12 protein-coding genes are annotated in these 25423 nt (G+C 38.2%); 7 read left to right on the plus strand and 5 right to left on the minus strand.

Annotated elements, in window-relative coordinates:
- Positions 1–412 precede the first annotated feature (412 nt).
- Together BKP57_RS16935 and BKP57_RS16940 are read right to left on the minus strand one after the other, a co-directional pair.
- Entirely contained in the window at positions 413–6475 is a 6063-nt protein-coding gene (locus tag BKP57_RS16935) for a lamin tail domain-containing metallophosphoesterase family protein (RefSeq protein WP_072742044.1), read from the minus strand.
- 294 nt (positions 6476–6769) lie between these two features.
- Complete coding sequence (locus BKP57_RS16940; protein ID WP_072742045.1) at positions 6770–8368, minus strand: aspartate:alanine exchanger family transporter; 1599 nt, start codon at positions 8366–8368, stop codon at positions 6770–6772.
- Positions 8369–8656: 288 nt separating this feature from the next.
- Between BKP57_RS16940 and BKP57_RS16945 the strand changes: the two genes are divergently transcribed.
- Positions 8657–9253, plus strand: coding sequence for a sigma-70 family RNA polymerase sigma factor (locus BKP57_RS16945; RefSeq protein ID WP_050352110.1), 597 nt, complete (start codon positions 8657–8659; stop codon positions 9251–9253).
- A gap of 318 nt (positions 9254–9571) precedes the next feature.
- Here BKP57_RS16945 and BKP57_RS16950 read toward each other — a convergent pair whose 3' ends face one another.
- Positions 9572–10693, minus strand: a complete 1122-nt coding sequence (locus tag BKP57_RS16950; RefSeq protein WP_050352111.1) for a M20 peptidase aminoacylase family protein — start codon at positions 10691–10693, stop codon at positions 9572–9574.
- 160 nt (positions 10694–10853) lie between these two features.
- Between BKP57_RS16950 and BKP57_RS16955 the strand changes: the two genes are divergently transcribed.
- Positions 10854–12272 carry a YfcC family protein gene (locus tag BKP57_RS16955; RefSeq protein ID WP_050352112.1) on the plus strand — a complete coding sequence of 473 codons (1419 nt, stop codon included), beginning with the start codon at positions 10854–10856 and terminating at the stop codon, positions 12270–12272.
- Positions 12273–12486: 214 nt separating this feature from the next.
- Positions 12487–13596 (plus strand): o-succinylbenzoate synthase, encoded by a 1110-nt coding sequence (menC, locus tag BKP57_RS16960; RefSeq protein ID WP_050353486.1) that lies wholly within the window; start codon positions 12487–12489, stop codon positions 13594–13596.
- Between the two features lie 358 nt (positions 13597–13954).
- On the opposite strand, the gene BKP57_RS16965 is transcribed toward menC, so the two are convergent.
- On the minus strand, positions 13955–15553 hold the full coding sequence (locus tag BKP57_RS16965; protein ID WP_050352113.1) for an aspartate:alanine exchanger family transporter: 1599 nt from the start codon (positions 15551–15553) through the stop codon (positions 13955–13957).
- A 284-nt stretch (positions 15554–15837) separates the two neighbouring features.
- Here BKP57_RS16965 and BKP57_RS16970 point away from each other — a divergent pair, with 284 nt between their 5' ends.
- The 4 genes from BKP57_RS16970 to BKP57_RS16990 all read left to right on the plus strand — a co-directional run bounded on the left by BKP57_RS16970 (position 15838) and on the right by BKP57_RS16990 (position 22884).
- Entirely contained in the window at positions 15838–16929 is a 1092-nt protein-coding gene (locus tag BKP57_RS16970; protein WP_050352114.1) for a nitric oxide synthase oxygenase, read from the plus strand.
- 695 nt (positions 16930–17624) lie between these two features.
- Complete coding sequence (gene glcT, locus BKP57_RS16980; RefSeq protein WP_050352116.1) at positions 17625–18470, plus strand: glucose PTS transporter transcription antiterminator GlcT; 846 nt, start codon at positions 17625–17627, stop codon at positions 18468–18470.
- A gap of 218 nt (positions 18471–18688) precedes the next feature.
- A complete protein-coding gene (ptsG, locus tag BKP57_RS16985; protein ID WP_072742046.1) occupies positions 18689–20737 on the plus strand; it encodes a glucose-specific PTS transporter subunit IIBC in 2049 nt (682 codons plus the stop codon).
- A gap of 851 nt (positions 20738–21588) precedes the next feature.
- Entirely contained in the window at positions 21589–22884 is a 1296-nt protein-coding gene (locus BKP57_RS16990; protein ID WP_050352118.1) for a family 4 glycosyl hydrolase, read from the plus strand.
- 131 nt (positions 22885–23015) lie between these two features.
- Here the strand turns inward: BKP57_RS16990 and BKP57_RS16995 are convergent, their stop codons facing one another.
- Positions 23016–24410 carry an NAD-dependent succinate-semialdehyde dehydrogenase gene (locus BKP57_RS16995; RefSeq protein WP_072742047.1) on the minus strand — a complete coding sequence of 465 codons (1395 nt, stop codon included), beginning with the start codon at positions 24408–24410 and terminating at the stop codon, positions 23016–23018.
- Between the last annotated feature and the right edge of the window lie 1013 nt (positions 24411–25423).

Raw genomic sequence — 25423 nt, forward strand, 5'->3', positions numbered from 1 at the left:
TGGATTTTAATTTTTTCATATGCTAATTGCCAAAATGTCGAAAAACCAATATATTTATAAGTTTCTTCAAGCGATATCAAAGGAATTGCTTTCTTATCTTAACGAATCAAAAAGTATAAACTTAGGTGCTTGTGGATAACGAAATAACCGAATAGCCACGTCCGGCGCATGAGCCCAGCAACGATGCGACTTTAGAAATGCGCCCTACGATAAGGCATCATCGGTTCATCCCTAAGAGGGAAGGTCGACTAAAACGGACTTGTCGCCCCAGACGTCGGCATACCCCTGCTTTGGTGGCATGATTCCTAAATCTTTAGTTGATTTGTTCCATTCGCTACGTTGCTAAACGGGCGCCCCGCGCCTTTGTTCTTGGAAAAACCGGAAGCCTATCAAGGCTGCCGGTTATATCCATTTAACTTAAAGCTTGGCGCTTTTTACGATGTAAGTGAATGAGCCAAACTATTGATCCCAAAAGCAATAGCAACAACCCAATAAATAAAGCATGAAACATATTTGTTGCTGTATTTGGCAAGGATGAGTCTGAATCGTTATGATTGGAGGTATTTTCAATCGTTGGCACTTCGGTGTCATCCTTATCCATATCATTATCTTCTTGATTATCTGCGGTTGGTTGTTCAATAATTGGTTTTTCTTCGTCTTTGTCATCCTCGCTCGGAACAGTACCGGTGGACCCTTGGTCATTTTGGTCCTTTCCACCTCCATTATCTTCGGTCGAAGGCCTTTCCGGATTTTTAGGCTCTTCTGGCTTTTCAGGTTCCACAATCTCTCCGTCAACGGTTAGGAAGCTCCAAATATCAGAGCGCGTTTCTCCACCGTATTGGTCGGAAGCTACGGCATACCAGAAGTATTCACTATTTGGATCTAATCCCTCCCAAACAACGGATGCTTTTTCACCGCTAGGCACATCTTTTACGGAACCAATTTTTTCATCCGTATATACATTTACTTCCACATAATCTGTGGCTACTTGCTTTGTTTGTGCCGACATATTAAAGTCAAATGAGAATTCATCTTTTTCAGGATATTCTTCTGGATCATAATAGTTATAATCGTCCAAGTATGGTGAATATGTCTCCACACCAATTTGGTTTGTATTCATATTGAAGTTCAATATACGTAAATACCCTTGCCCACCTTCAGGGCCACCCTGATAGTCTGCTAGCATTTGATAAACAGTACGATCAGCAATTCCATCTCCATTGTCATCCATTTCATCTATTAATGTTTGAGCGTTATGATAATGGCCGGATAAGACGGCAAACACATTTTCATTTGGAACAACGACTTCTTCAAACAGTTGATCGCCAGTAGGGCTTCTGCTTCCAGTCGCTAGAAGATATTCATGCACATTAAGAATAGCTTTGCGATTTGGGTGGGCTTGTAAAACATCGTTTAACCATTCTATTCCATCTTCTTCAATTCCCCAACCAAGATGAACCATAATAAAATCCATTCCATTCACAGACATTAAATCATAATGCCCGCGATTATCCTTAAATGATCCCCCATAATAGGCATTATTTTTAAAGCGATCTTCGCCAAAGAATTGCCCATAGTAACTATAGTCACGGCTTTTATTGTTCACATCGTGATTTCCTGCAACCACGCCGTAAGGAATATTAGCATTGTCTAATGTTTGCATCGAACGGTCAGCAACATCCCACTGTTCTAGGTCATCGTACACATTTACGAGGTCACCTGAATGGAAAACATACTCAATATTTAAAGCTTCTTTGTTTTCAGCAATCCATTCTGTTTGCTTTTCGTAAATATAAGGATAGCTTTCTGAGTAATACTGGGTATCTGCCATCCAAACAAAGCTGAAGTTTTCTCCAAGATTAGCAATTTGATCTTGGACAATAACACTGACTTTTTGATCTTGCATATATTCTGTACCTTGTACTGAACCAATAAGTTCAAATGCTTCTTTTCCAGCAATGGTGGATACGAGGGCATCCCACTCACTTGTTGCATAATTCCAAGCATACATCGTTACTTTTCGACCTTCAAGGGAAGAACCATTCCAAACAATTTCTACTTCATCAGTCGGATCTACCTTTTTATCAACCGTAACATCAAAACGGTGATAAGGAAATTGATAATCCGATGTAGTATCTATTGTTTTACCATCTACTGCCTGCAATTGTTTAAGTTGGGCATCTGTTAACCTTGCTTCGCCATCCGGAAGATAGCTTTTTGGTGGCTCCGTGTCTGTCGCATTTTGGGAAATTACCATGTTAGCATCTTCTGCCGTATATTGGTAGGATTGATAAAAATCAACATCCATGACATCATTGGTTGGATCTTTTACGGTAACAGAAAGATTTGCACTTGTGTTTTCAAAATCAGAGCCTAGCCAATCTGGTAATAGCGGGTGCTCTTCCACTACATGAAACGTAATTTTCTTTTCTGCAATATTACTTGCTTCATCAGTAGCTTGATAGGTGATTTCATGTTTTCCAGGGTCTAAAAGAGAGGAAGAGGTGTTATAAGGTAAAGATATATATTCCCCATCCAATTGTGCAGTTACAGACTGAACCCCACTCGTTGCGTCATTCACCTCTGCATCAATGGTAAAATCCCCCTTGTATGTTTCTCTGTCTTTGATAGAAGGAGTTATGATTGGGGCGGTGTTATCTGTAACAACATGTTTTGTTACTTCGTCATTACCTAATACTGTTTTTATTTCATGTTCTCCATCTTGGACCGTAGTTGTATTAAACACATAGGCAGTGGAAGCAAATGTCGCTTGATCCAATGTGAACGTGAAATCGTAAACAGGTTTTTTACCCGTACTATCTCCAATGGAGTAATCTTGATCTGGATCACTGTAAGCTGGGTCATAAATTGTTGTCCCGTCTGATAGAACTAAACGAATATTTTTAATGGTAAAATCATCACGGTTTTCTTTGGACGTTTCATCAAACGGTCCAACTTTGTTACCTGCTCGAATGGAGATTGTGTTTTCCCCTTGCTTTAATTTATCAGCAGAAACAGGAATAGTTAAAGTGGTGAACTTTGTATACGTATCATCAAAGACGTGGAGAATTTCATCTCCCATGGCGACACCATTTTTAAAGTAAATATTTGTTTCTTTTACATCAAATGCAAAATAAGCATCTGCCTCTATAGCTTTAAAGGTGTTTTTTACTTTCTGTTGATCAATGAATAGGCTCGGTTCATCTTTTGCTTCATCAGCTGTTGCTTTAATCACTTTTTCTCCAGAAAGAAGTTCTTTATCTTGGACGTTCAGACGTAGTCCGTCTTGCATAGAAGGGTTATTAATATCCATTGTACTCGTAGCAGAAGTTGATTTATTTTCTCCATCACTAGCTACGAAATAGTACTCTAATGTCTTTTTACCAATTAACTCAGGCTCATAAACGATGTGCTCATAGTGGTTATTTGGTTGTGTTTCCAAGTTAACTTTTCGAAATTCTCCATTATCTGTACGATAGTGAATAGATACGGATTTAACATCCACATTATCGGTAATCGTTGCTGATAGTGTAACTGGTTGTTCAGAAGTAATTGCCTCTTTTTCAGTTGTAGTTTCGATCACAGGTTTTTCGGTATCTTTTGGCAGCATCACTTTCTTACCAGGTACTTGTTCGGTTAAAATAGAACCAGGTGTAGCATCCCATTTTCCTGCACTTATTTTTGTTGTGTGCAAACCGCCATCTGTAGGATAACGGTAGATAATCCCTTTATTTGCTGTTGTATCATCGACACCAAGCTCATCGTTATAACTTGAATATGAAAGCTCTTTACCTGTTTTAGTAGCAACAACTAATGTACGATGACTGCTATTTGCCATGCCATTATTATACATTTTAAACAGGTTTCTACCTTCTGTTAAATTTGTACCGTAGTTACTATTGAAATCAGCTGCTGATTTTTCGGTATTTCCGTGATTAATAATCCAAAATACGACAGTTTCACCAGATGGAATAATAACTTGCTCCTCTTCTTTCGGTCCCCAAAGCAAATCATTTCCTGCTCCCGTGTTTGGATATCGGTAACGAATTAAGTAGTCCTTAAAGTTAATTGCTTCCGTTGTGTTGTTATATACTTCTATAAATTCGTAGGCATCGGCCCCATTACTATTTGTCGTGTCTGGGGTTGATTCAGTAATAATTAGTGGTGGCACTTGCTGATAGTCTATTGCTTCTGTTGGTAGCTGATAAGACTTTATCTCTGTTTTGGTTTCTCCAGCCTTGTTGGAAGCAGCAAAATAATACGTTATATTTTTACTCCATATTTCTTCCCGAGGTATCTTCACTGAATATGTTGTTGGTTCCTCTTTGGAAGCTTCTAATTGCCATGTTTGATATTTCGTTTTGTCGCTTTGTGAAATGGAAAGCGTGGCTCCTAACAATGGTTGCTTTGATGTTATGTTAACCTTAACCGTAAGAGCTTCGTCATTAAGCGTAAATTCAGGCTCATCGACACTAGGTTTTTTTCCGGTTTCATCAATTCTGACAGGTTGTTTTGGAACTTGACCAGGTACAATTGTTAAGGGCGTAATTGTTTCACCGATACCAGCTTTTTTCATACTGGAACCTTGTTTTGGATAATGATAAACAATTCCTTGATCAGGGTGTGTGTCATCTTGATTCGTATCATTGTACGTTGCTGAAACTATTTCATTATTGAAATTATCTGCAACGATTAATGTACGTGCTCCGCTGTTAGACATCCCATCACTTTGAATTTCTGTTACATGGCTTTCGGACAAATTTAAACCATAGTGAGCATTGAAATTTGCCAATGTTTTATCTTGATTACCTTCGTTTTTAATCCAAACAATAAATCTCTCCTGTGGCTTGATTTCTTTGTCTTCGGTAATCTCCCATATTTGATCAGGTTTTCCATCTGGGTAGCGGTAGATTAATTGATAATCGTTCATATGAATAGCTTGATTTGTATTGTTATAGATTTCAATAAATTCAAAGCCATCTTGCTTATTTATATTCGATGTATCTGGAGTGACTTCGGTAATTAATATGGGGGGTACGGTTTGTGTATCCATTTCCTCCGTTTGTTCTACGTTCACATGTATGAATTCTTTTTCCGGATAGGTTATCTCTGTACCATCCATCGTTTTACCAACGATTTGATAGAAAAAGTTTGGTGACCAAAGCATTTCTTTAGGCACAGTAGCTGAAAAGGTGTTTGATTCTGCAGCTTTTGTAAACGGCAATTCTTCTATTTTCATTTGTTGTCCGGTTTGGAATTGGAGTGAAAGCTGTGTTACATCATCTGAAGCAGTTGCTTCGATAGTAAGATCTTTTGTGTTTGATGCTTGCTTTATCGGCTCATGTTGAAGAATGCTTTCTTTGCTAGCCAACTCCGTTTGTTTCTTTTCCTCTGGTTTTGACTCATTTAATGGTTGTTGTTTATTTTGCTGGTTTGCAGTTGAATCTTCTGCTGATTCATTTTCTTGGTTACTTTCTATCTGGTTTTCTTCAACCTCTATGCGCTCAGAAGGAACTTGTCCTACCAGAATCTCACCTGGAGTAGCTTTTGTCGTAAAACCACCATCGATCCATGTTTTTTGATTTGTGTAATAAAAAAGCTGTCCTGTCGTCTTTTCAGCGACAGTGATGTTTCCTTCCGTCACTATATCATTTTTGTTTTTATCTCGTAAGGTAATCTTTTGATCTGTTGTAGGAAATGGGACTGCGCTTACTGCCGTTACATGTTCATCACTTAGGTTGGTCCCATAATAACGGTTGAAATTTTCAATTTTCTGATCATCATTTGCAAACCAAATAATATGACTTTTTCCTGATGGAATGTTTTTTGAGTGCTCAAAGGAGACTTTTTCTTCCCCTAGAAAAAGAGCATAGCTTTGCAAGTTAATAGGTAATGTTGTATGGTTATAAATTTCAATAAATGGCTGCTTTCCAAATGTAGCCTCTGTGACCATTAGCTTTGGTAGTGCTGCAACGTTATGACTACTTTGCACTTGGACAGGTACAGTATACGTATCTGTTTTTACTTGCTCTCTATCTGTTGTTGCTTCAAACCAGTACGTTATATTTTCAGCCCAAAGTGCTGCAGCTGGAACGGTTGCCATAAACTCTCCATTATTCTCTTTCCTCATTTCCACTTTTACTGGCTCTGAAACATTGGTTGTTTGATAAAACAGGGTTGCTTTTTCTGCATGAGGTATGGTCACTACTAATTGGTGATTTTCCATATAGGCAATAGCTTTCGTTGGCTCATGTTGAATCGTTAGCGGTTCTTTACTAGCTTCTTCGGATCTGTCTAGAGTGCTTTTCTCTTTTGGCGATAATTGTTTTTCTTGATTCTGTTCTCCTGTCGTCACTTCCATTTTCGGTGTGGAAACAGCTGCATAAGCAATAGTTGTTGATTGCAAGAAGTTAGTGATTACAACCATAATAGCAATTAATGCTGAAAGTATTGCACGGACGTTGCTTTTTGCCATTCATTACCCTCCCTATGTACGTATATGTACAAGTATACTGGAGGGACTGTAAATAATTGGTTAAAGCATTGTAAAGAATTATAAATGAAAGTGGGATAAGTTGAAGTTTAAATCATATTATAGTCTACAAAAAAAATGCGGCTATCGTTTTTGGGAAAAGATAGCCGTTATATTTTGTTCAAAGTTGAATGTATGTTTTTAAAAATCTAGTAATAAATCGACTTTTAATAACTGCTTCTATTGGATTACAAAGCTAGTGAAATAAACATTTATTGTTCATTAATGAGCATGTAATTATAGAAAAAACATCATTAATTGTGTTGAGATAGCGACAAAAATAAGAGAAAAGGGGTAGGCGGCAGCGTAGGCAATAATGGCATCATCTGAGTCAACTACTTGGTTTAATGCACCTAAAGCTGGTGTGCTCGTCCTGCCTCCACAAAGTGATCCAAGTGAATGCACAATACTAAGCTTAAACAGTTTTTTCGCTGCTACATAACCGAAAAAGATTGGAACAAGAGTGATGATTGTTCCTCCTACTGCAAGTTTTATGCCTTCTGTTTGAATTACACTTACGAGACCATGTCCCGCTGTTGTGCCTGCACCCGCTAGAAATAATACTAGACCTAATTCACGAATGACATGATTTGCAGGCGCGTAATAGCGTACATGGATCGGACCGATATTACCAAAATGACCAATAATCAAGGCGACAAAGAGAGGCCCACCTGCTATTCCAAGTTTGATGGTTCCTAGTCCTGGAATATATATAGGAAGCATACCAACTATGATTCCTAATAATAGTGTTATACTAATCGAGAAAATATGAACATTGGTAACTGTCATGTTTTTTCGTGAGAATAGTTTTGCTACCTGGTTTAATCGATCTTCTGTGCTAACGATTGTTAATACATCACCACGAAGTAAGCGCATATTTGGATGTTGATTTAGTTCCAGTCCTTCTCGTTCTATTCTGGTCACTGTCGCTCCATATTTTTTTCGGAGCTTCAGCTCTTTAATGCTTTTTCCAACGATTGTATCGTCTTCTACGGTTACTTTCTTGAATTGTATATTATCTGGGTTTTCAAGCTGGGTATTCACTTGTAGACCAACGAAATTACCAAATGATTTCAGTTCTTTTTCTTCGCCAACAGTAACTAGACTATCCCCCATTAATACAGGAGTATCACTTAGAGCAATCATTGTGTGCCCATTACGAATAATTCTGCTGATCACAACATCCTTTTTACTGACAGCAAGCTCTTTTAATGTTCTTTTATGGAGGTTCGGGTTTGTAACTTTAAAAGACATCACTTCAGGAGAATGTTCATTTTTTATTGGGTTATTCGTCTCCTCCAAATCTTTTATTAGGTCTACTTTACTAAAACGGGGTAAAAGCTGAACAAATAATATAATAGCCAGTACGCCGAAAGGGTAGCCGATTCCATAACCGACGGAGGTTATAGGATCGTTGGTTGCCTGTAATGCAGCAGCTAAACCCGGTGTACTTGTTAATGCACCAGTCATCAATCCAACACTTAATGGTGCTGAAAGATCAAAAAATTTTGCAACAATAACAGTGGTTACTACTGCGCTAGTGACAATAAATAAAGAAATACCACAAAATATGATGCCGTTGGAACGGATCATTCGGAAAAATCGCGGCCCAGCTTGCAAGCCAATTGCTACAATAAATAGGCTTAATCCTAAATTTTGAATGATTGGTGATACTTGGTACCCAAAATGCCCAAAAACCATAGCAACAAGTAATACTCCAGCAGATCCGAAGCTTAGTCCCTTTAATTTAATTTGGCCAAGGAAGGAGCCAATAAGTAAAATAGCAAAAACTAAAATAAGTTGTTCATTGAGTAGATCATGTAGTAAAGATTCCATTTTTCTCTCCTCTTTCATTCCTACACTCTATTTTACTACAATCACCTATAAAATCTTCCTTTCCCTCTGATTGTTCAATAATTTTTCAAGCTTCCATGTACAAGTGAGTATTGGAACCGCTTGATATATCCTTATGTTGGTTTTACTGCAAAAATTTAGGTTGAAGACACGATATCTTAAATAAAGGAAAACTTTTGTATAATCGTCAGTAGATTTCCAATTTTTTGCCACTTCATGAAGCTAAATTACGAAAATAGAAGTGAAGGTATTTTATTGGAGGGATGAATTATGGAGGATAAAAAATATAACTCTCACATAACATTTGAAGAAATTGTAAAGCAGAATGAACGGAGAATTTATTACCAGTTGCATAAATTAAATATTCGCGATCCACATCAAGAGTTTTATCAGGAAGGTTTAGTAGCTATGTGGAATGCTTATGAAACATATCAACCAGATAAAGGACCGATGGCAACCTATTTTAATTATACCATCCGAAATCGATTGATAGATTTAATTCGTAAAAAGGGGAAGGAACAGGAACGGTTAAATGCCTATATAGCAATACAAAAAAACATGGGGACAAGCGGAAACTATTATAAGACTGGCAGCCAAAGGCAATTTGTCCAACCTCTAACAGGGCAGGAAATGGACATAGAGCCCATTATCGAACAAGCGCAACAGTTGTTAAGCAGAAATCAATTAAAATGGTTTCAGCAATTTTTATTGCAAGAGCGCTCTATAAAATCGATTTCTGAACAAGAAGGAGTTTCCGAGGATGCAGTAAAAAGCTGGGGGAGGGAGGCAAGAAAAAAATTACGAGCAGTAAATGATCAAAGCATGAAAAAAAGTGCCTATATTTGGGATGTATTTAAAGTAAAATAGGCTCAGTTTATCACGCGTGTAGCCGGCGGTAATACTTGTCGTTCCATGCTCGAGGTGAAACCAATAAGAATAAGTGTAACCCAACAAGCCAATTAGTAGTAAGAGGGAAATAAAAAACTTCACGGATTGAAAAGTTATTTTTATCTCGCATGTAAGGTGTCGTAGGTCCCCACTTTAAAGGGGTGCATTTATACAAAAGAGTTTAAACGGGGAAAATGGCAACTAAATGACCGATTCGCTCAAAGGCTTTTAGGTCATACTCTTGTAGTGTAACGTTCAGTAGGAGAGGGAAGAAACTCCTACTGAATGTTTCCTTTATCAGACTTGATATACCTCTCGAACTGCTTCTAACAAAATATGAACACCATTCATAAGCGCCTCCCGATTAAATGTCATCTGTGGATGGTGTAATCCTGGAGTTAAATCACAGCCAAGTCCTAACATGGTCGCTTTTAATTCGGGCTTCTTGATGGTATAGAAATGAAAATCATCTCCACCGGGAGTAATTAATGGAGGCACGATAGCTTCCTTACCCAATACATTGGTAATTGCTGTTTCCATTATGGAGATCGCTTCCTGATTTGTTTTGGCTGCAGCAATTCCATGATTTTCTATAATTTCTATCTCAATAGGGTAAAGGCTTTGTAAAGACTCAAAAATTGCTATTACTTGTTTGTCGAGTTCATTCATTGCTTCATTCGTTTGTGCTCGCATATCAATCGCAAAAGAAGCATTCCCAGGAATAATATTCGTGCTTTTGCCACCAGCTTGAAAATTAGTCATTTTTACAGAATGAGGAATGGTTGGATCTAAATGTATCTTGTTTAGCAATTGTACGATCTGTGCGCCTACTTCAATCGCATTCGTAGTTAAATGTGGTCTAGCTCCGTGTGCGTCTACGCCTTTAATTTTGGCCTGATACGTTTTAGCAGCTCCATGGACAATGACTGGCGCTGCATGGTGCATAGCTGTTTCTTGCTTGGGACGCAAGTGAACGCCGAATAAATAATCGGCATCCTCTACAACTCCCTTTTCCACCATTTTTAACGCACCGGTACCTTTCTCTTCAGCAGGTTGAAAAATAAACTTAATCGCAATGCTTTCATGTAAAGCAGAGTTCTCTTTTAATTCCCACAACACACCTAACACCATTGCCATATGTGCATCATGCCCACAAGAATGGTTTGCTTGAAACGTACCGTTCACTTCCTGCCAAAGCGCGTCCATATCTGCTCGAATCGCTACAACTGGCAGACCTTTTTCAAAGTTGCCAAATCGACCAATAACACCAGTATGATCTGGAAACGTCGAGACTTCACAGCCGTTTTCTTTTAGGATATTTGCAATGTATCTCGTAGTTTCAGTTTCCTCCCAGCTAATTTCTGCATGTGTATGCAAGTACTGAAAAGTTTGTTTAACTTTTTGCTCTATGTCAGTCATATCGACTATCTCCTTTCATAGTATTGAAATAAAAGAATAGTAGTAATTTTACGTTTGTTAACCTTTTTGAAGTATTAGCTTTATTAAATGTTGAAATAAATTATATCCTTTATTATAATACAATGCAAGTTGATAAAATTATGAAAATTAGGAGGGTAACATGGAAAATTCACCAGGATTCAAACAAAAGGGGAAGAAAAAGCTCGGTTTGCCAGATGCTTATGTTATTTTATTTACTATTTTGGTACTAGCAGCAATTGCTACATATGTAATCCCATCAGGAAGTTTTGAAAGGGAGACAGTTAATGATATTACAACAGTAGTACCAGATAGCTATCAACAAACAGAGCAGCAACCGACATCATTTATTGATGTATTTACATCTATACAGCAGGGAATGATTGATTCAGCTGGGCTTATCTTTTTAGTACTTATTATTGGTGGTGCCTTTGGAGTAATCGAGTATACAGGGGCAATTGACGCTTTGATTATGAAGACGATTAATAAAACCAAGAATAAGGAATATTTACTGATTATTCTTGTTTGTACGTTATTTTCGATATTCGGAGCCTTAGGTATTATTGTAAATGCAGTTATTGCATTTATACCAATTGGAATTATCCTTGCTCGTTCTATGAAACTAGATGCCATTGTTGGAATATCCATTATTTACTTAGGTGCTTATGCAGGATTTAACACTGCGTTTCTTGATCCATTAACGACTGGAATGGCTCAGGAAATAGCTCAAGTTCCTCTGTTCTCTGGTATTGGATTTCGAATTTTAATTTATTTAACTGTACTTGCTTCTACAATTGGCTATATTTGGTGGTATGCCAATCGGATTAAAAAAGATCCGTTGAAAAGTGTGTTAGGAGACAACCCATTTCCAAAATCAGGGGAAAAGGATGTTGCAAGTGTTCCCACACAACTAACAATAGTTCATAAACTTGTATTGGCATGGCTTGGCATTGGAATAGCAATCTATGTTTTTGGTGTTTTCCAGTATGAATGGTCATTAAACCAAATGGCTGCCATGTTTATCGTCATTGCCATTGGAACAGCGGTAATTGCTCGGATTCACCCGAATGAGCTGGTAACACAATTCTTTAACGGTTGCAGAGGGTTAGTTTATGGAGCATTAATAATTGGTATGGCTCGTTCCATTGTTGTTGTTTTGGAGAACGGTCAAATTTTGGATACGATTGTTCAAGGAATGGCTACAGTTATGGATCCGTTCACAAGTGTTTTGGGAGCAAATATGATGTTTTTAGCTAATTTTCTGTTTAATATAATTGTTTCCTCTGGGAGTGGACAAGCAGTCATCGTCATGCCAATTATGACACCTTTAGCTGATATGATGGAAATCCCAAGGCAGGTAGCGGTTCAAGCATATAAGCTAGGAGATGGATTTTCGAATGTTATTACTCCTATTTCCGGAATTCTAATGGCAACTTTGGCGATAGCTGGTGTTTCCTGGGTGAAGTGGATAAAATTTATTATGCCACTTGTAATCATTTGGTTTTTAATTGGTGTCATTTATTTAACAGTAGCGGTATGGATTGGTTGGGGGCCTGTGTAAGGAGTGCTTTATAAAAGGAATGAATTTGTGTCTAATACAAAGCAGAAAGAGGAAATTTAATAGGTTTACTGTAAATGGTCTAAAAACCATGAAGAGAAGATACATGGTAACATAGAAACTAAGTCTTCATGATAAGCGTTTATCAATCATGGTTACATGAGATTGCTAAAGCAGAGTTATTGAAGCTAATAGCGGATAAGGGAGCGGATAGATGATGAATATTAGCGAAATTAAATTGTATCACATGCAAATGAGAATGAAACACCCATTTACAACTAGCTTTGGAACAGAGCAGGATCGTGATTTTTTACTAGTTGAAGTGAAGGATTCCAGTGGACTTTCTGGCTGGGGAGAAGGGGTAGCTTCTGAACGACCGCTTTATAGTGAGGAATTTACACAGCAAAGCTGGTCCATGCTGGAACAATTTCTAATTCCTGAGGCGTTGAAACAAGAAATAAGTCATCCAGATGACCTTCAATATCTGTATAAACCGTATAAGCGAAATTATATGGCTAAGTCAGCCCTTGAAGGTGCGGTATGGGATTTATATGCAAAGCAACAGGGCAAATCTTTATCTACAATGCTAGGGGGAACAAAAAAACATATTGAAGTAGGTATTAGTCTAGGAATAGAGGATAGTTATGAAAAGTTGCTAGAGAATATTCAAGGAAAAGTGGATGAAGGCTACAAACGAATTAAAATTAAAATTAAACCAGGTAAGGATGTTGACGTTGTTCGAGAAGTACGCAAACATTTTCCTGAAATACCATTAATGGTAGATGCAAACTCTGCTTATACGCTTGCAGATATTGGAACATTAAAAGCATTGGATGAGTTTAAGTTAATGATGATCGAACAACCGCTTGCAGCTGGTGACATTATCGACCATGCAAAATTACAAAAGGAAATTAAAACACCTGTGTGTTTAGATGAAAGTATTCATTCCTATGAAGACGCTCGTCAAGCGATTGCTTTAGGGAGCTGTAAAATTATTAATTTGAAGATTGGTCGTGTGGGAGGACTGACAGAGTCAAAACGGATTCATGATTTATGTGAACAGGCTGGTATTCCATTATGGTGTGGAGGGATGCTGGAATCTGGAATTGGACGTGCACATAATATCGCTATTGCTTCGCTTGCTAATTTTACATTGCCCGGAGATACGGCATCATCATCCAGATATTGGGAGAAGGATATCATTGTACCTGAAGTAGTTGCGGAAAATGGCATCCTAACAGTGAATGATCGCCCAGGAATTGGTTATGACGTATTGGTGGATGAAGTAGAAAAACATGCCATAAATAAAAAAGTGTTTAAAAAATAATACAGCTCAGGGTAGAACATCCCTAATCATTTACTTTATCCTGCATATAAGGAACCGTATTTCTCTTACAATATAATGATGAATAAGAGAAACGGTGCCTAAATGCCTGATTTGTCAACATAACATTCAAGGAGAAAAGCTCTCCTTGAATGAAGTTTCACTTTATCCCTTTAGACATGTTGCATTTTTCACATGGGAAATGAAGCTTTGTGTTAAAATAGCAAATCGTGTGTGATTACTTGTGTAATAATGAACTTAGTATCAGCGATGTTACATATAAAATTATTGGTGTAGATTGGATGTACACTTTCTGTTTGACATCGGCTGTTGTTAACCACCAAATTCGTAAATAAAAATGTTAATAGAAAACCAAAACAAATTGAGCTGCAATGGTTCCAAAAATAAGGGAAAACGGATAAGCAGCAGCATAGGCAATTGCCGGGTCTTCTGAATCTATTAGAAGATTAAGAGCTCCTAATCCTGGGGTGCAGGTTCTACCGCCACACAATGTACCTAGAGAATACACAACCCCAAATTTAAAGAATTTTCTAGCTGCAATATAACCGCTGAAAATCGTTACCATTGTTATAATCGTACCACTAATAACTAATTCAAGTCCCTGATCTCGAATGACTTCTACTAATCCTTGTCCTGCTGTCGTCCCTGCACCAGCTAAAAATAATACAAGCCCTAATTCGCTTATAACATGAATTGCCGGTCCATAGTATCGTACATGAATCGGTCCAAGTTTGCCAAAATGACCAATAATTAAAGCTACGATTAAGGGCCCGCCTGCTAAACCAAGTTGCATCGTACCAAGTCCGGGAATAGGGATTGGTACCATTCCAACCAAGATGCCTACTAATAGTGTAATACTAATGGACAAGATATGAATATTAGTTACAGATAGTTTTTTTCGTGAAAAGCATTTTTCTATTTCATCTAGTCGATCTTCGCTACTTACCATCGTTAAAACGTCTCCACGAAGTAAAGGCGTATTTGGATTTTGATTAAGCTCGATTCCTTCTCGCTGAATTCTTGTTACGGTTGCTCCATACTTCCTTCTAAGTTTAAGTTCTTTAATGCTTTTGCCAACTAAGTCCTCATCTTCAACCGTAATTTTCCGTAATTGTATATTATCAGGATTGTCCATTGTTGCATCAACAGGTTCACCGACATATTTTCCAAAGGTTTTCAGTTCATGATCTTCACCAACTGTAACTAGGTAATCACCTAATAAAATGGTTGTATCGTGAAGGGCGATCATTGTATGATCACCGCGAATGACTCGACTAATCACAACGGATTTACGACTAAAGTCAAGCTCTCGCAATGTTTTTTTATGCAGTTTTGGATTAGTCACTTTAAATGTCATTACTTCTGGTGAATGATCCGTCTTTATAGGATTGTTTGTATCTTCTAAATCCTGTTTAAGGTTTATTTTGCCTATACGAGGCAATAGCTGCACAAATAATATAATTGCAAGCACACCAAACGGATAGGCTATCCCATATCCAACCGATGCAATGGGGTCATTGGTTGCTTGAAGAGCTGCCGCTAATCCTGATGTATTCGTTAAAGCACCAGTCATTAATCCAATCGCTAACGGCGTTGAAAGGTCAAAGGCTTTTGCAACGACTACAGATGATAAGACTGCACTAATGACAATAAATAAAGAAATAAGACAAAAAACGATTCCATTAGAACGCATCATCCGGAAAAACCGTGGTCCGGCTTGTAGTCCAACAGCAACAATAAATAAGCTAAGACCTAAATTTTGAATCGCTGTCGATACTTGATAGCCATAGTGACCAAAAATCATCGCAATAACTAAAACACCCGCTGATCCTAAGCCAATTCCTTTAAATTTTAATTGCCCCAAACATGATCCAAGAAACAAAATAACAAAAACTAAAATAAGCTGTTCATTAAGTAAATCATGCAGTAAATCGTCCATTCTAATCTCCCTCATTCATTCTACCAATCTATATATTACTACAACTAGATAGAAAAAACGAAAGAAGTGATAAACGTCAATATTTTTTCAAGATTAGACGTAAGTTAAACGATTTTACTACCTGAAGTTAGCTAAAGCGAACTTCACTCCGTTCATCCATCCGTGGACAAGTTTGCTTATAAAATAAAATGTTTATACATGAAAAAATGTTGGAAGTTTGTCACACACGAAGAAAAATCGTCTGATAAACTATGGAAAAAGCTCAAGCATCGGAGGATAAATATATGAATTACGATCAAGAACAATTATGGAAAGAAGCAGGACAGTTTTTGCAATTGTATCACCGTGAACTTGGATTAGAGGATCAGTTAGAAGCAAGATTACAAACGGTACGGCATGATATAGAAAAAACAGGTACATATGAGCATACGTATGAAGAATTAGCATATGGTGCAAAAGTAGCTTGGCGTAATTCTAATCGTTGCATTGGTCGGCTGTTTTGGGAGCGGATGGAAGTTATAGATGCTCGTTCAGTCACTAACAGCGAAGAAGTCTTTGCCCAACTAATTGAGCACATTCGTTATGCAGGTAATGGTGGGAAAATTAAACCATTAATTACCATTTTTGCACCCGCTAATAATGATCATCAGCCTGTTAAAATATGGAATCATCAGCTGATGCGTTATGCTGGATATGAAACAGAGAATGGTATTGTCGGAGATCCTGCCTCGGTAACATTTACAAAGCAGTGCCAAAAACTAGGGTGGACAGGGAAAGGGACAGCTTTTGATCTATTGCCATTAGTGATTCAAGATGGTCATGGTAAGCCCGAATGGATGGAGATACCCAATAACATTGTAATAGAGGTTCCGATTAACCATCCTACCGAAGATATTTTCGCCGGTCACGATGTAAAATGGTATGGTGTACCGATTATTTCTGATATGCGGTTGGAAATCGGAGGCTTAAATTATGTGGCTGCGCCATTTAATGGCTGGTATATGGGTACGGAGATCGGTGCAAGAAACCTTGCCGATGAGAACCGATATAACCTATTGCCTTTGGTAGCTGAACAGTTAGGGTTGAATACGAAGCATTTAAATACACTTTGGAAAGACCGCGCATTGGTAGAACTTAATGTTGCTGTATTGGAGTCGTTTAAGCAAGCAGGTGTTTCGATCGTGGATCACCATACGGCTACAAAGCAATTTGCAGTATTTGAAAAACAGGAACAAAAACTAGGGAGAACGGTCACTGGTAAATGGGCATGGTTAATCCCCCCGCTGTCACCAGCAACGACACATATTTTTCATAAGCCATATGATAATTCCATCCAAAAACCAAATTATTTTTATTCCACAAATAAGGTGCTGTAAGACTTCTTTTTCAGGAGTTGGATAGTCTGTACTGAACAAGTCTAAGTGGGAGAAAACCGCACCTAAATGCCTTATTTCGTAATAAGCCTTGAGGTCAAACCATTACGGTACTAACAAGCAGTGGAGGGTTTTTTGATCCTCCACTGATGGAAGCTTCACTTTATCTATCACTTAGCAAACGAGAAATTTTAAGCTGCGCTCCCAAACAGAGTGTAGACCTTTGCTCTGATGTTTATTTGCTTAACAGGCAGAACATAATAGTTTCAAGAATGATTTATCCAATGAAAATGGATATGATTATTTGGGCTTTTAGTGCTATTTTGCCTCTTATTTTACTGGCAGTAAGACGTGCCCTTCTTTCTACAAAGTTAAACCTTAGGAGGATAAGTGGACAATCCACTACTGCGTCCTGTGGGAAAACGGACAACCGGAGATCCCTTTTTGGCGCCCGCTGCGGAAAGACAAGTGTATATCCACTGTGGTATTCAGAAGTGATCATTCTGAAAACCTTTCTTAAATTAACTTGAATCAAATAAAATCACATGGTAAGCGGAGCTCCAGTACATAAATACGTGATAGACTCAAATAGAGGTAACTGCTTGCAATATTTCTCGCGCATATGCATAATGTTCCCTGTAGCGAAAACTTGTTATTATCATATGTATTGTTAATATTGCTTTAAGGAGATAAACATCTTGAACACGTTTACGGTTAAGAAAACTTTAAATAATAACGTACTGATTGCTTTAGACGATCAAGAAAAAGAAGTTGTCTTGATCGGAAGTGGAATTGGCTTTCATTATAAGAAAAAAGATATCATCCATAAATCAGAAATAGAAAAGCTGTTTGTGTTACGTGATGAGCAGGAACAGGAACAATACAAGCAATTACTTCCTAGAGTGGATGAAACATTGCTGCATTCTATTATAGCTGTTATTGATATGATACGGAAAAGATCAGATGTTATGCTGAATGAATCGGTTCATGTTGCTTTAACGGATCATATTGTATTTGCGTACAATCGCATGCTCAAAGGCTTGGAAATTAAAAACCCCTTTCTATCGGAAACAAAGGTATTGTATCCATTTGAATATGAGATTGCTTCAGAAATCGTTGACTATTTGAATCAGCATTTAGAGGTGCAATTACCAGATGGTGAAATCGGTTTTATTGCATTACATGTCCATAGTGCTATTACCAATAAAAACCTCTCGGAAATTAATAAGTATTCGCAACTCGTCACCCAATTTGTGGACATTATTGAAAAACAATTAAAAATAAAAGTAGATAGAACAGGAATTGAGTATACCCGACTTGTTCGCCATATTCGCTATACCATAGAACGAGTGTTAAAGGGAGAAACGGTGGAAGAGCCAGCAAAAATTGCTTCTCTCTTGAAAAAGGAATACCCTACGTGTTATAATCTAGCTTGGAAATTGATTAAAATGATGCAACAAACGTTGAAACAACCTGTTTATGAGGCTGAAGCCGTGTATTTAACAATGCACTTACAGCGACTATATCAAAAATATGAATCATAATTTAATTTTCCGTGTTACTGATTCGATCAGGCATGAGTGGAAAGATTATGAACTAGGACAGTAGGATATACTAAAAATCCTACTGCTTATTTCTGATCTCTACTCATGCCTTTTTTGTTTTCGTATAGTTTTGATGAAAAAATGTCCTATGTGAATAGATGCAGTGTTGTTTTCTTAAACTATTTTTAATGTTTGTTGATATAAAAGGAGGAACTAGCATGTTTAAAAAGGCTTTTGGTGTTTTACAAAAAGTCGGTAAAGCACTGATGCTTCCAGTGGCCTTGTTGCCAGCAGCGGGTTTGCTATTAGGTTTTGGTAATGCTGCACAACAAGAAACCATGTTGCAATATTTACCGTTTTTAGAAGCGGATTGGATTCAGCTCGTTGCGACTGTCATGGAGGATGCTGGAGGTATTATTTTTGATAATTTAGCACTGATTTTCGCTATTGGTGTGGCAATTGGATTAGCTAGTGATGGAGCTGCCGGATTAGCTGCATTAGTTGGTTACTTAGTATTAAACCAGGTTATGGGATCGTGGATAAATGTAACACCGGAAATGATTGAGTCTGATCCAGGATTTGCCTCGGTTTTAGGTATACCTACCTTACAAACAGGAGTGTTTGGCGGGATTATTGTCGGTTTAATCGCTGCATTTTGTTATAATCGTTATCACGATATTGAGATGCCATCTTTTCTTGGATTCTTTGCTGGAAAAAGATTTGTACCGATTGTAACAGCAGCCTTCTCATTTATTGCAGGTATTGCACTATTATTTATTTGGCCACCTGTACAAGATGCGATGAACAGCGCTTCTTACTGGTTAATTGAAGAAGGAACGTATCTAGCTGTATTTTTCTTTGGTTTTATAAAAAGATTACTCATTCCATTTGGGCTACACCACATTTTCCATGCACCATTTTGGTATGAGTTCGGTTCCTATACTACCGAAGCAGGTAATTTGGTTCGCGGTGATATGACTATCTTTTTCGCCCAGTTGAAAGACGGTGTGGAAATAACAGCAGGTAATTTCATGGCTGGTGAATTTCCTATTATGATGTTTGGATTACCAGCTGCAGCATTAGCGATGTATCACACTGCTCGACCTGAAAAGAAAAAGCTAGTAGCTGGTTTGTTAGGTTCTGCGGCATTAACCTCATTTTTGACAGGTATTACAGAGCCGCTTGAATTTTCATTTATGTTTGTTTCACCTATTTTATTCTTTTTACACGCATTATTGGATGGTCTTTCATTCGTATTAATGACACTGTTTAGTGTGAATGTAGGTTATACATTCTCCGGAGGTGCGATTGACTTTGCTTTATTTGGCATTTTACCAAATAAAGAGCCGTGGTGGATCACGATTCTGCTTGGGTTAGCGTTTGCTGTCATCTACTACGTGGTTTTTCGCTTCTTTATTCAGAAATTTAATTTGATGACGCCAGGTCGAGAAGAAGTAAAGGACGAAGAAACAAGCAACGTTGGTCAAACTGGCGAGCTTGCCTTTGATGTACTAGAAGCGATGGGCGGGCAAGAAAATATTGCTCATCTGGACGCATGTATTACTCGTTTACGTGTTTCTGTTAATTCGATAAAGAAGGTTGACAAAGAAAGATTGAAGAAATTAGGCGCTTCAGGGGTTTTAGAAGTTGGAGATAATATTCAAGCTATCTTTGGACCACGTTCAGAAACGATTAAAGGTCAAATGCAAGATATTATGTCTGGAAAAACACCGCGCCCAGTTGAAACAGATCAGGAAGCTGAAGTTCAACAGCAGATTGAAGAAGTGAATCCGGAAGCATTGCAAAATGAAGAGGAAAGAGAGACAATTGTCTCCCCGATGAAAGGGGAATTACTTCCAATTACGGAGGTTCCTGACCAGGTATTCTCAGATAAATTGATGGGGGATGGCTTTGCAATTGCTCCAGAAGACGGGCTCGTCGTTGCACCTGTAAATGGTAAAGTAGTTAATGTATTCCCAACGAAGCACGCTATTGGTATGCAATCGGATAGAGGAAAGGATATTCTTATCCATGTAGGTATTGATACGGTAAACTTAAAAGGAGAAGGCTTCGAAACTCTTATAGAAGAAGGAGAAAGAGTAGAAGCAGGACAACCTCTGCTAAAAGCTGATTTGTCGTTTATCCAAAGTAAAGGAATGCCGACAATTACACCAATTGTATTTACTAACTTAAAAGAAGGCCAACAAGTAACGCTTGAAAAAAGTGGTAAAGTAGAAGCGAAAGAGGCCGATATTATTAAATTGTAATTCAAAAGCCAATTAGGGTAGCAAACCCTAATTGGTTTTTTCATAAGATAAGAAACCACCATGGCTCGCCTAGAGCGCGAGCCACCATCTATGATGAAAACTTTTGCTTTATAATGTTTAGATTCTTAAAATACTGTTTAAAATAAATGAGTTAGATAAGTTAAATAGAGTTATTTTTTCATACAAAAGTATAAAATGATGTGCTTATAGATAGCCAAATAACAGAATAGCCACGTCCCGTTCCATCGTCCAGCAACGATGCGACTTTAGAAATGCGCCCTACGATAAGGCATCATCGGTTCGTCGCAAAGAGGAAGGCCGACTAAAAACGGGCTTGCCGCTCAGGCGTCGGCATACCCCTGTTTTTAGTGGCATGATTCCTTTATCTTTAGTTGATTCGTTCCATTCGCTACGTTGCTAAACGGGCGCCCCGAGCCTTTGTTCAAAGATAGGAAAGTATAAAATTTGTTGCTTTGGGATAAGGGAATAACTGAATAGCCACGTCCGGCTTCAGCGCCCAGCAACTAGGCGACTTCACGAAATCGCCCTACGATAAGTCATCATCGGTTCGTTACCTCACCGCGATTCCTTTATCTCAGTTGATTCGTTCCATTCGCTACGTTGCTTAACGGGCGCTTGCGCCTTTGTTCTTTGTCCAGTAGTGTGTTGATGTTAGCGTATGTGTTCTAGTGCAAGTTTTGTAAAACTGTGGCATATTTGTTTTTAAACAAAATACCGAGTACTCCTGCCTTTTAACGTTTTATTTAACGATCAGAAAACAAAGGGAACTACTAAATCTCCGTTTCCCTTCATACACTATATAAATGCTTAAGATAAAGGGGGCAGGATCCATGAACAACTTGAAAGTAGCGATTATTGGAGGAGGATCATCGTATACACCGCAATTGATTAACGAATTTATTCAACAACATGAAGCGTTACCTGTCAAAAAAATTTATCTTGTAGATATTTTAGCAGGGAGAGAACGTCTATCGGTTACGGCTTCATTTGCAAAGCGTATGGCTGAACAGGCAGATTGTGATATAGAAATTATTGAAACGCTCGACAGGCGAGAAGCGATTAAGGATGCTAATTATATTATTACACAAATCCGAGTTGGCGGATTAAAGATGCGGCGCGTGGATGAAGCATTATGTTTAAAGCATGGTATGATAGCTGAAGAAACTTCAGGTCCAGTTGGTTTTATGAAAGCTCTGCGAACCATTCCAATCCTACTTGATATTTGTGAAGACATTGAAGAACTTGCGCCTGACGCTTGGTTAATTAATTTGACGAATCCTTGTAGTATTGTAACGGAGGCGATTGATAATTATACCAATGTTAAAGTAGTCGGTATAAATGAGGGACCTACTGTTTTTCGTAACCGTTTTTCCAAAACATATGGGGTAGCGAAAAAAGATATTAGTATGCAGCTAATAGGGACAAGTCAATTGCTATGGGTTACGGAATTATACGTCCAGGGAAAAGCGAAGCTAACAGATGCAATGCTTTATAAAAAATTGCATATGCGTAATCAAAAGGATATTTCTATGGATCCATATTTTTTACAAACATTTGGTGCAATAGGAGGGGAATACCAGCCATACTATTATCAAGCTGACCAGATTTTAGAACAACAATTAGAAGCATACAAACAGGGAGCCCTTCCTTCTGATTTTGAACAGGAAGAAGAAAAGCAATTATTTTCTATATATAAACATGCAAAAACGATTGAATTGCCAAAGGGAATAGAAAAACGGCGAGGCGCTGGGTGTTCGGAAGCGGTTATCCAAGTTATGAAAACGATCCACTATGATTTGAAACAAGTACTAGCGGTCAATATTAGAAATAATGGAGCAGTAGAGGGTTTACCTGATAATGTCTGTATTCAAGTCAATAGTGTAGTGGAAAGACATAGGATTACACCCGTACAAATAAGCGAGGTTTTACCTCATATACGTGGGCTATTGCAATATATAAAAGCTTATGAATCATTAACAGTGGAAGCCGGTACCTCAAGAAATATTGGCGTAGCAATCCAAGCCATGGCACTTCATCCATTTGTCCCATCAGCTGAAACAGCACATGCACTGCTTCAGGACATGTTTATTGAAAATGAAGCCTATTTTCAGCCGGTCATTTATTAGTTTTCATGGGGGAACTGTAGTAGTGAAAAAGAAATAACCAAATATATGCTTGAGCAAGGGAAATTCCAGTAATAGGAAGTTTCCCTTGATTATCACTTTTACGGTACAGAGATGCTTGACGGTAAAAACGTTTAATCTAGATTACCAATCGATACGTATTTTGTTTCTAAATACGGTTCAATGCCTTCAAGACCACCTTCACGACCGAGTCCACTCTCTTTCATCCCGCCAAATGGGGCATGAGCTGCGGAAGGTCCTCCGTCATTCCAACCGACAATTCCATAATCTAATTGCTCATACAAATAAACGCCAGTCCGATAATCGTTTGTGAAAAAGTATGCTGCAAGACCAAATGGCGTGTTGTTCGCGATGGTAACAGCTTCTTCAAGTTCTGTAAATGTCGTTATCGGAGCTACTGGTCCAAACGTTTCCTCGTGCATAATCGTCATATCTTCCGTTACATGGCTCAGTATCGTAGGGTGTACAAAATAATAGCCTTTTTCACGATTTGCTTCAAATGTATCACCTAATAATACTTCGGCACCTTTTTGCTTTGCATCGTTAATCTGTTCGATAATCTTATCGTAGCCTTGCTCATTAATAATTGGACCGATATCGGTATTTTCTTCCAAACCATTTCCTACTGCTAATTGCTTTGCATGCTTTACAAATGCTTCAGAAAATTGCTCAGCAATATCTTTGTGAACAATAATTCGATTGGCACATACGCAAGTTTGTCCAGCATTACGGAATTTCGAAGCAACGGTTTGTTTTGCTGCGAATTCAATATCCGCATCTTTAGCGACAATTAAAGGAGCATGCCCTCCAAGTTCCATAGTCACATGTTTAACTGTAGCCGCGCTGCCTTTAATTAAATTTTTTCCAACAGCAGTAGATCCCGTAAAGGTGATTTTTCGTACATATTCGCTTTCTGTGAATACATCTCCAATTTGTTTCCCGGAACCGACTACATATTGAATAGCGTCTTGTGGTATACCTGCTTCATGTGCTAATTCAATAATGCGAATGCCAGTAAGTGGGGTTTCTGAAGCAGGTTTGACAATAAAAGTACATCCCGCTGCAAGCGCAGGTGCAGCCTTTCTTGTCATCATTGCTGCAGGAAAATTCCAAGGAGTAATCGCAGCAACTAAACCAACTGGTTGTTTACGAATGAGGATTCGTTTTGATTCTGTATTTGCTGGAATCGTCCTACCATAGATTCGTTTAGCCTCTTCCGCGTACCAATCAATATAGCTTGCTGCATATTCCACTTCTCCATAAGACTCTCTTAATGGTTTTCCATTTTCTTTGGTCATAAGTTTAGCAAGTTCATCTTTCTTTTCCCTAATTTGTAACGCCCAATTTTGCAGTAACTCCGACCGTTTGTGTGCGTTTGTTTTTGCCCAAGTCGGAAAAAAAGCGTACCCTCGATAAAGAGCCTCCTTAACCTCCTCCTCAGACCAAGCTTTTACTTCTTCAAGAACTTCCCCAGTAGCTGGGTTTTTAACAATAATTTTGTTTGCCAAAATGGAAACTCCTTTCTCTATAAGATTAAAATTAAATTTATCCCGCATGTAAGATGCTGTATTACTTCAAGAGTATAAACAAAGTCAAAGCGAGAGATCACAGCACCTGAATGTCCAATTCGTTCAAGAGCTTTTGATACCCTTATGGTACAAAGACATTCGTATGTGATAAAGGAAAACTCCTGCTGAATGAAATTTCACTTTATTCTAGTATATTCCTTCATAAAGAAGAAAGAAAACATTTGCATCTTAATAGTTTGTTTTCTATCGAAAAGTAACGGTTTCCGTCTCAAGACGGAAAAAGTCTCTGTGTAGTTATCCCTTTCATAAACTAAACTAAAGATAAGAAGTATAAAATGAGGTGCTTGAGGATAACGAAATAACCGAATAGCCACGTCCGGCTTCAGCGCCCAGCAACGATGCGACTTCACGAAATCGCCCTACGATAAGTCATCATCGGTTCGTTACCTCACCGTGATTCCTTTATCTTTAGTTGATTCGTTCCATTCGCTACGTTGCTAAACGGGCGCTTGCCGCCTTTGTTCCACTATAGGAAAGGGAGTATAAGATTTTTTGGTTTATAGTATAAGAAAAACAAAGGCTTCCGCCATAAGACTTGGCGACAAGCCAAGTTTTTCTAATAAGATAAGAAAGTATAAAATTTGTTGCTTTGGGATAAGGGAATAACTGAATAGCCACGTCCGGCTTCAGCGCCCAGCAACTAGGCGACTTCACGAAATCGCCCTACGATAAGTCATCATCGGTTCGTTACCTCACCGTGATTCCTTTATCTTTAGTTGATTCGTTCCATTCGCTACGTTGCTAAACGGGCGCTTGCGCCTTTGTTCGGAAAATAAGGTATGGACTCTTACCATTCAATATGGTGGTCGCAAAAGACATTACTGTTACGGATATGGTACGGTAGTAGGTAGAGAAGGGTAAAAAAAGCTGTATGAGTACCTCAGTCTACGACTTTTTTTATCCTTTATTTCTAAATGTGTCTTTTTAAACCC

The sequence above is a fragment of the Virgibacillus sp. 6R genome (assembly GCF_001895305.1).
Classification (GTDB): domain Bacteria; phylum Bacillota; class Bacilli; order Bacillales; family Amphibacillaceae; genus Virgibacillus; species Virgibacillus pantothenticus.

Coding starts and splice junctions, on each gene's coding strand:
- BKP57_RS16940 (WP_072742045.1), bottom strand. CDS start 8,368: ATGGAATCTTTACTACATGATCTACTCAATGAACAACTTATTTTAGTT.
- BKP57_RS16945 (WP_050352110.1), top strand. CDS start 8,657: ATGGAGGATAAAAAATATAACTCTCACATAACATTTGAAGAAATTGTA.
- menC (WP_050353486.1), top strand. CDS start 12,487: ATGAATATTAGCGAAATTAAATTGTATCACATGCAAATGAGAATGAAA.
- BKP57_RS16970 (WP_050352114.1), top strand. CDS start 15,838: ATGAATTACGATCAAGAACAATTATGGAAAGAAGCAGGACAGTTTTTG.
- BKP57_RS16990 (WP_050352118.1), top strand. CDS start 21,589: ATGAACAACTTGAAAGTAGCGATTATTGGAGGAGGATCATCGTATACA.
- BKP57_RS16950 (WP_050352111.1), bottom strand. CDS start 10,693: ATGACTGACATAGAGCAAAAAGTTAAACAAACTTTTCAGTACTTGCAT.
- BKP57_RS16935 (WP_072742044.1), bottom strand. CDS start 6,475: ATGGCAAAAAGCAACGTCCGTGCAATACTTTCAGCATTAATTGCTATT.
- BKP57_RS16955 (WP_050352112.1), top strand. CDS start 10,854: ATGGAAAATTCACCAGGATTCAAACAAAAGGGGAAGAAAAAGCTCGGT.
- BKP57_RS16965 (WP_050352113.1), bottom strand. CDS start 15,553: ATGGACGATTTACTGCATGATTTACTTAATGAACAGCTTATTTTAGTT.
- ptsG (WP_072742046.1), top strand. CDS start 18,689: ATGTTTAAAAAGGCTTTTGGTGTTTTACAAAAAGTCGGTAAAGCACTG.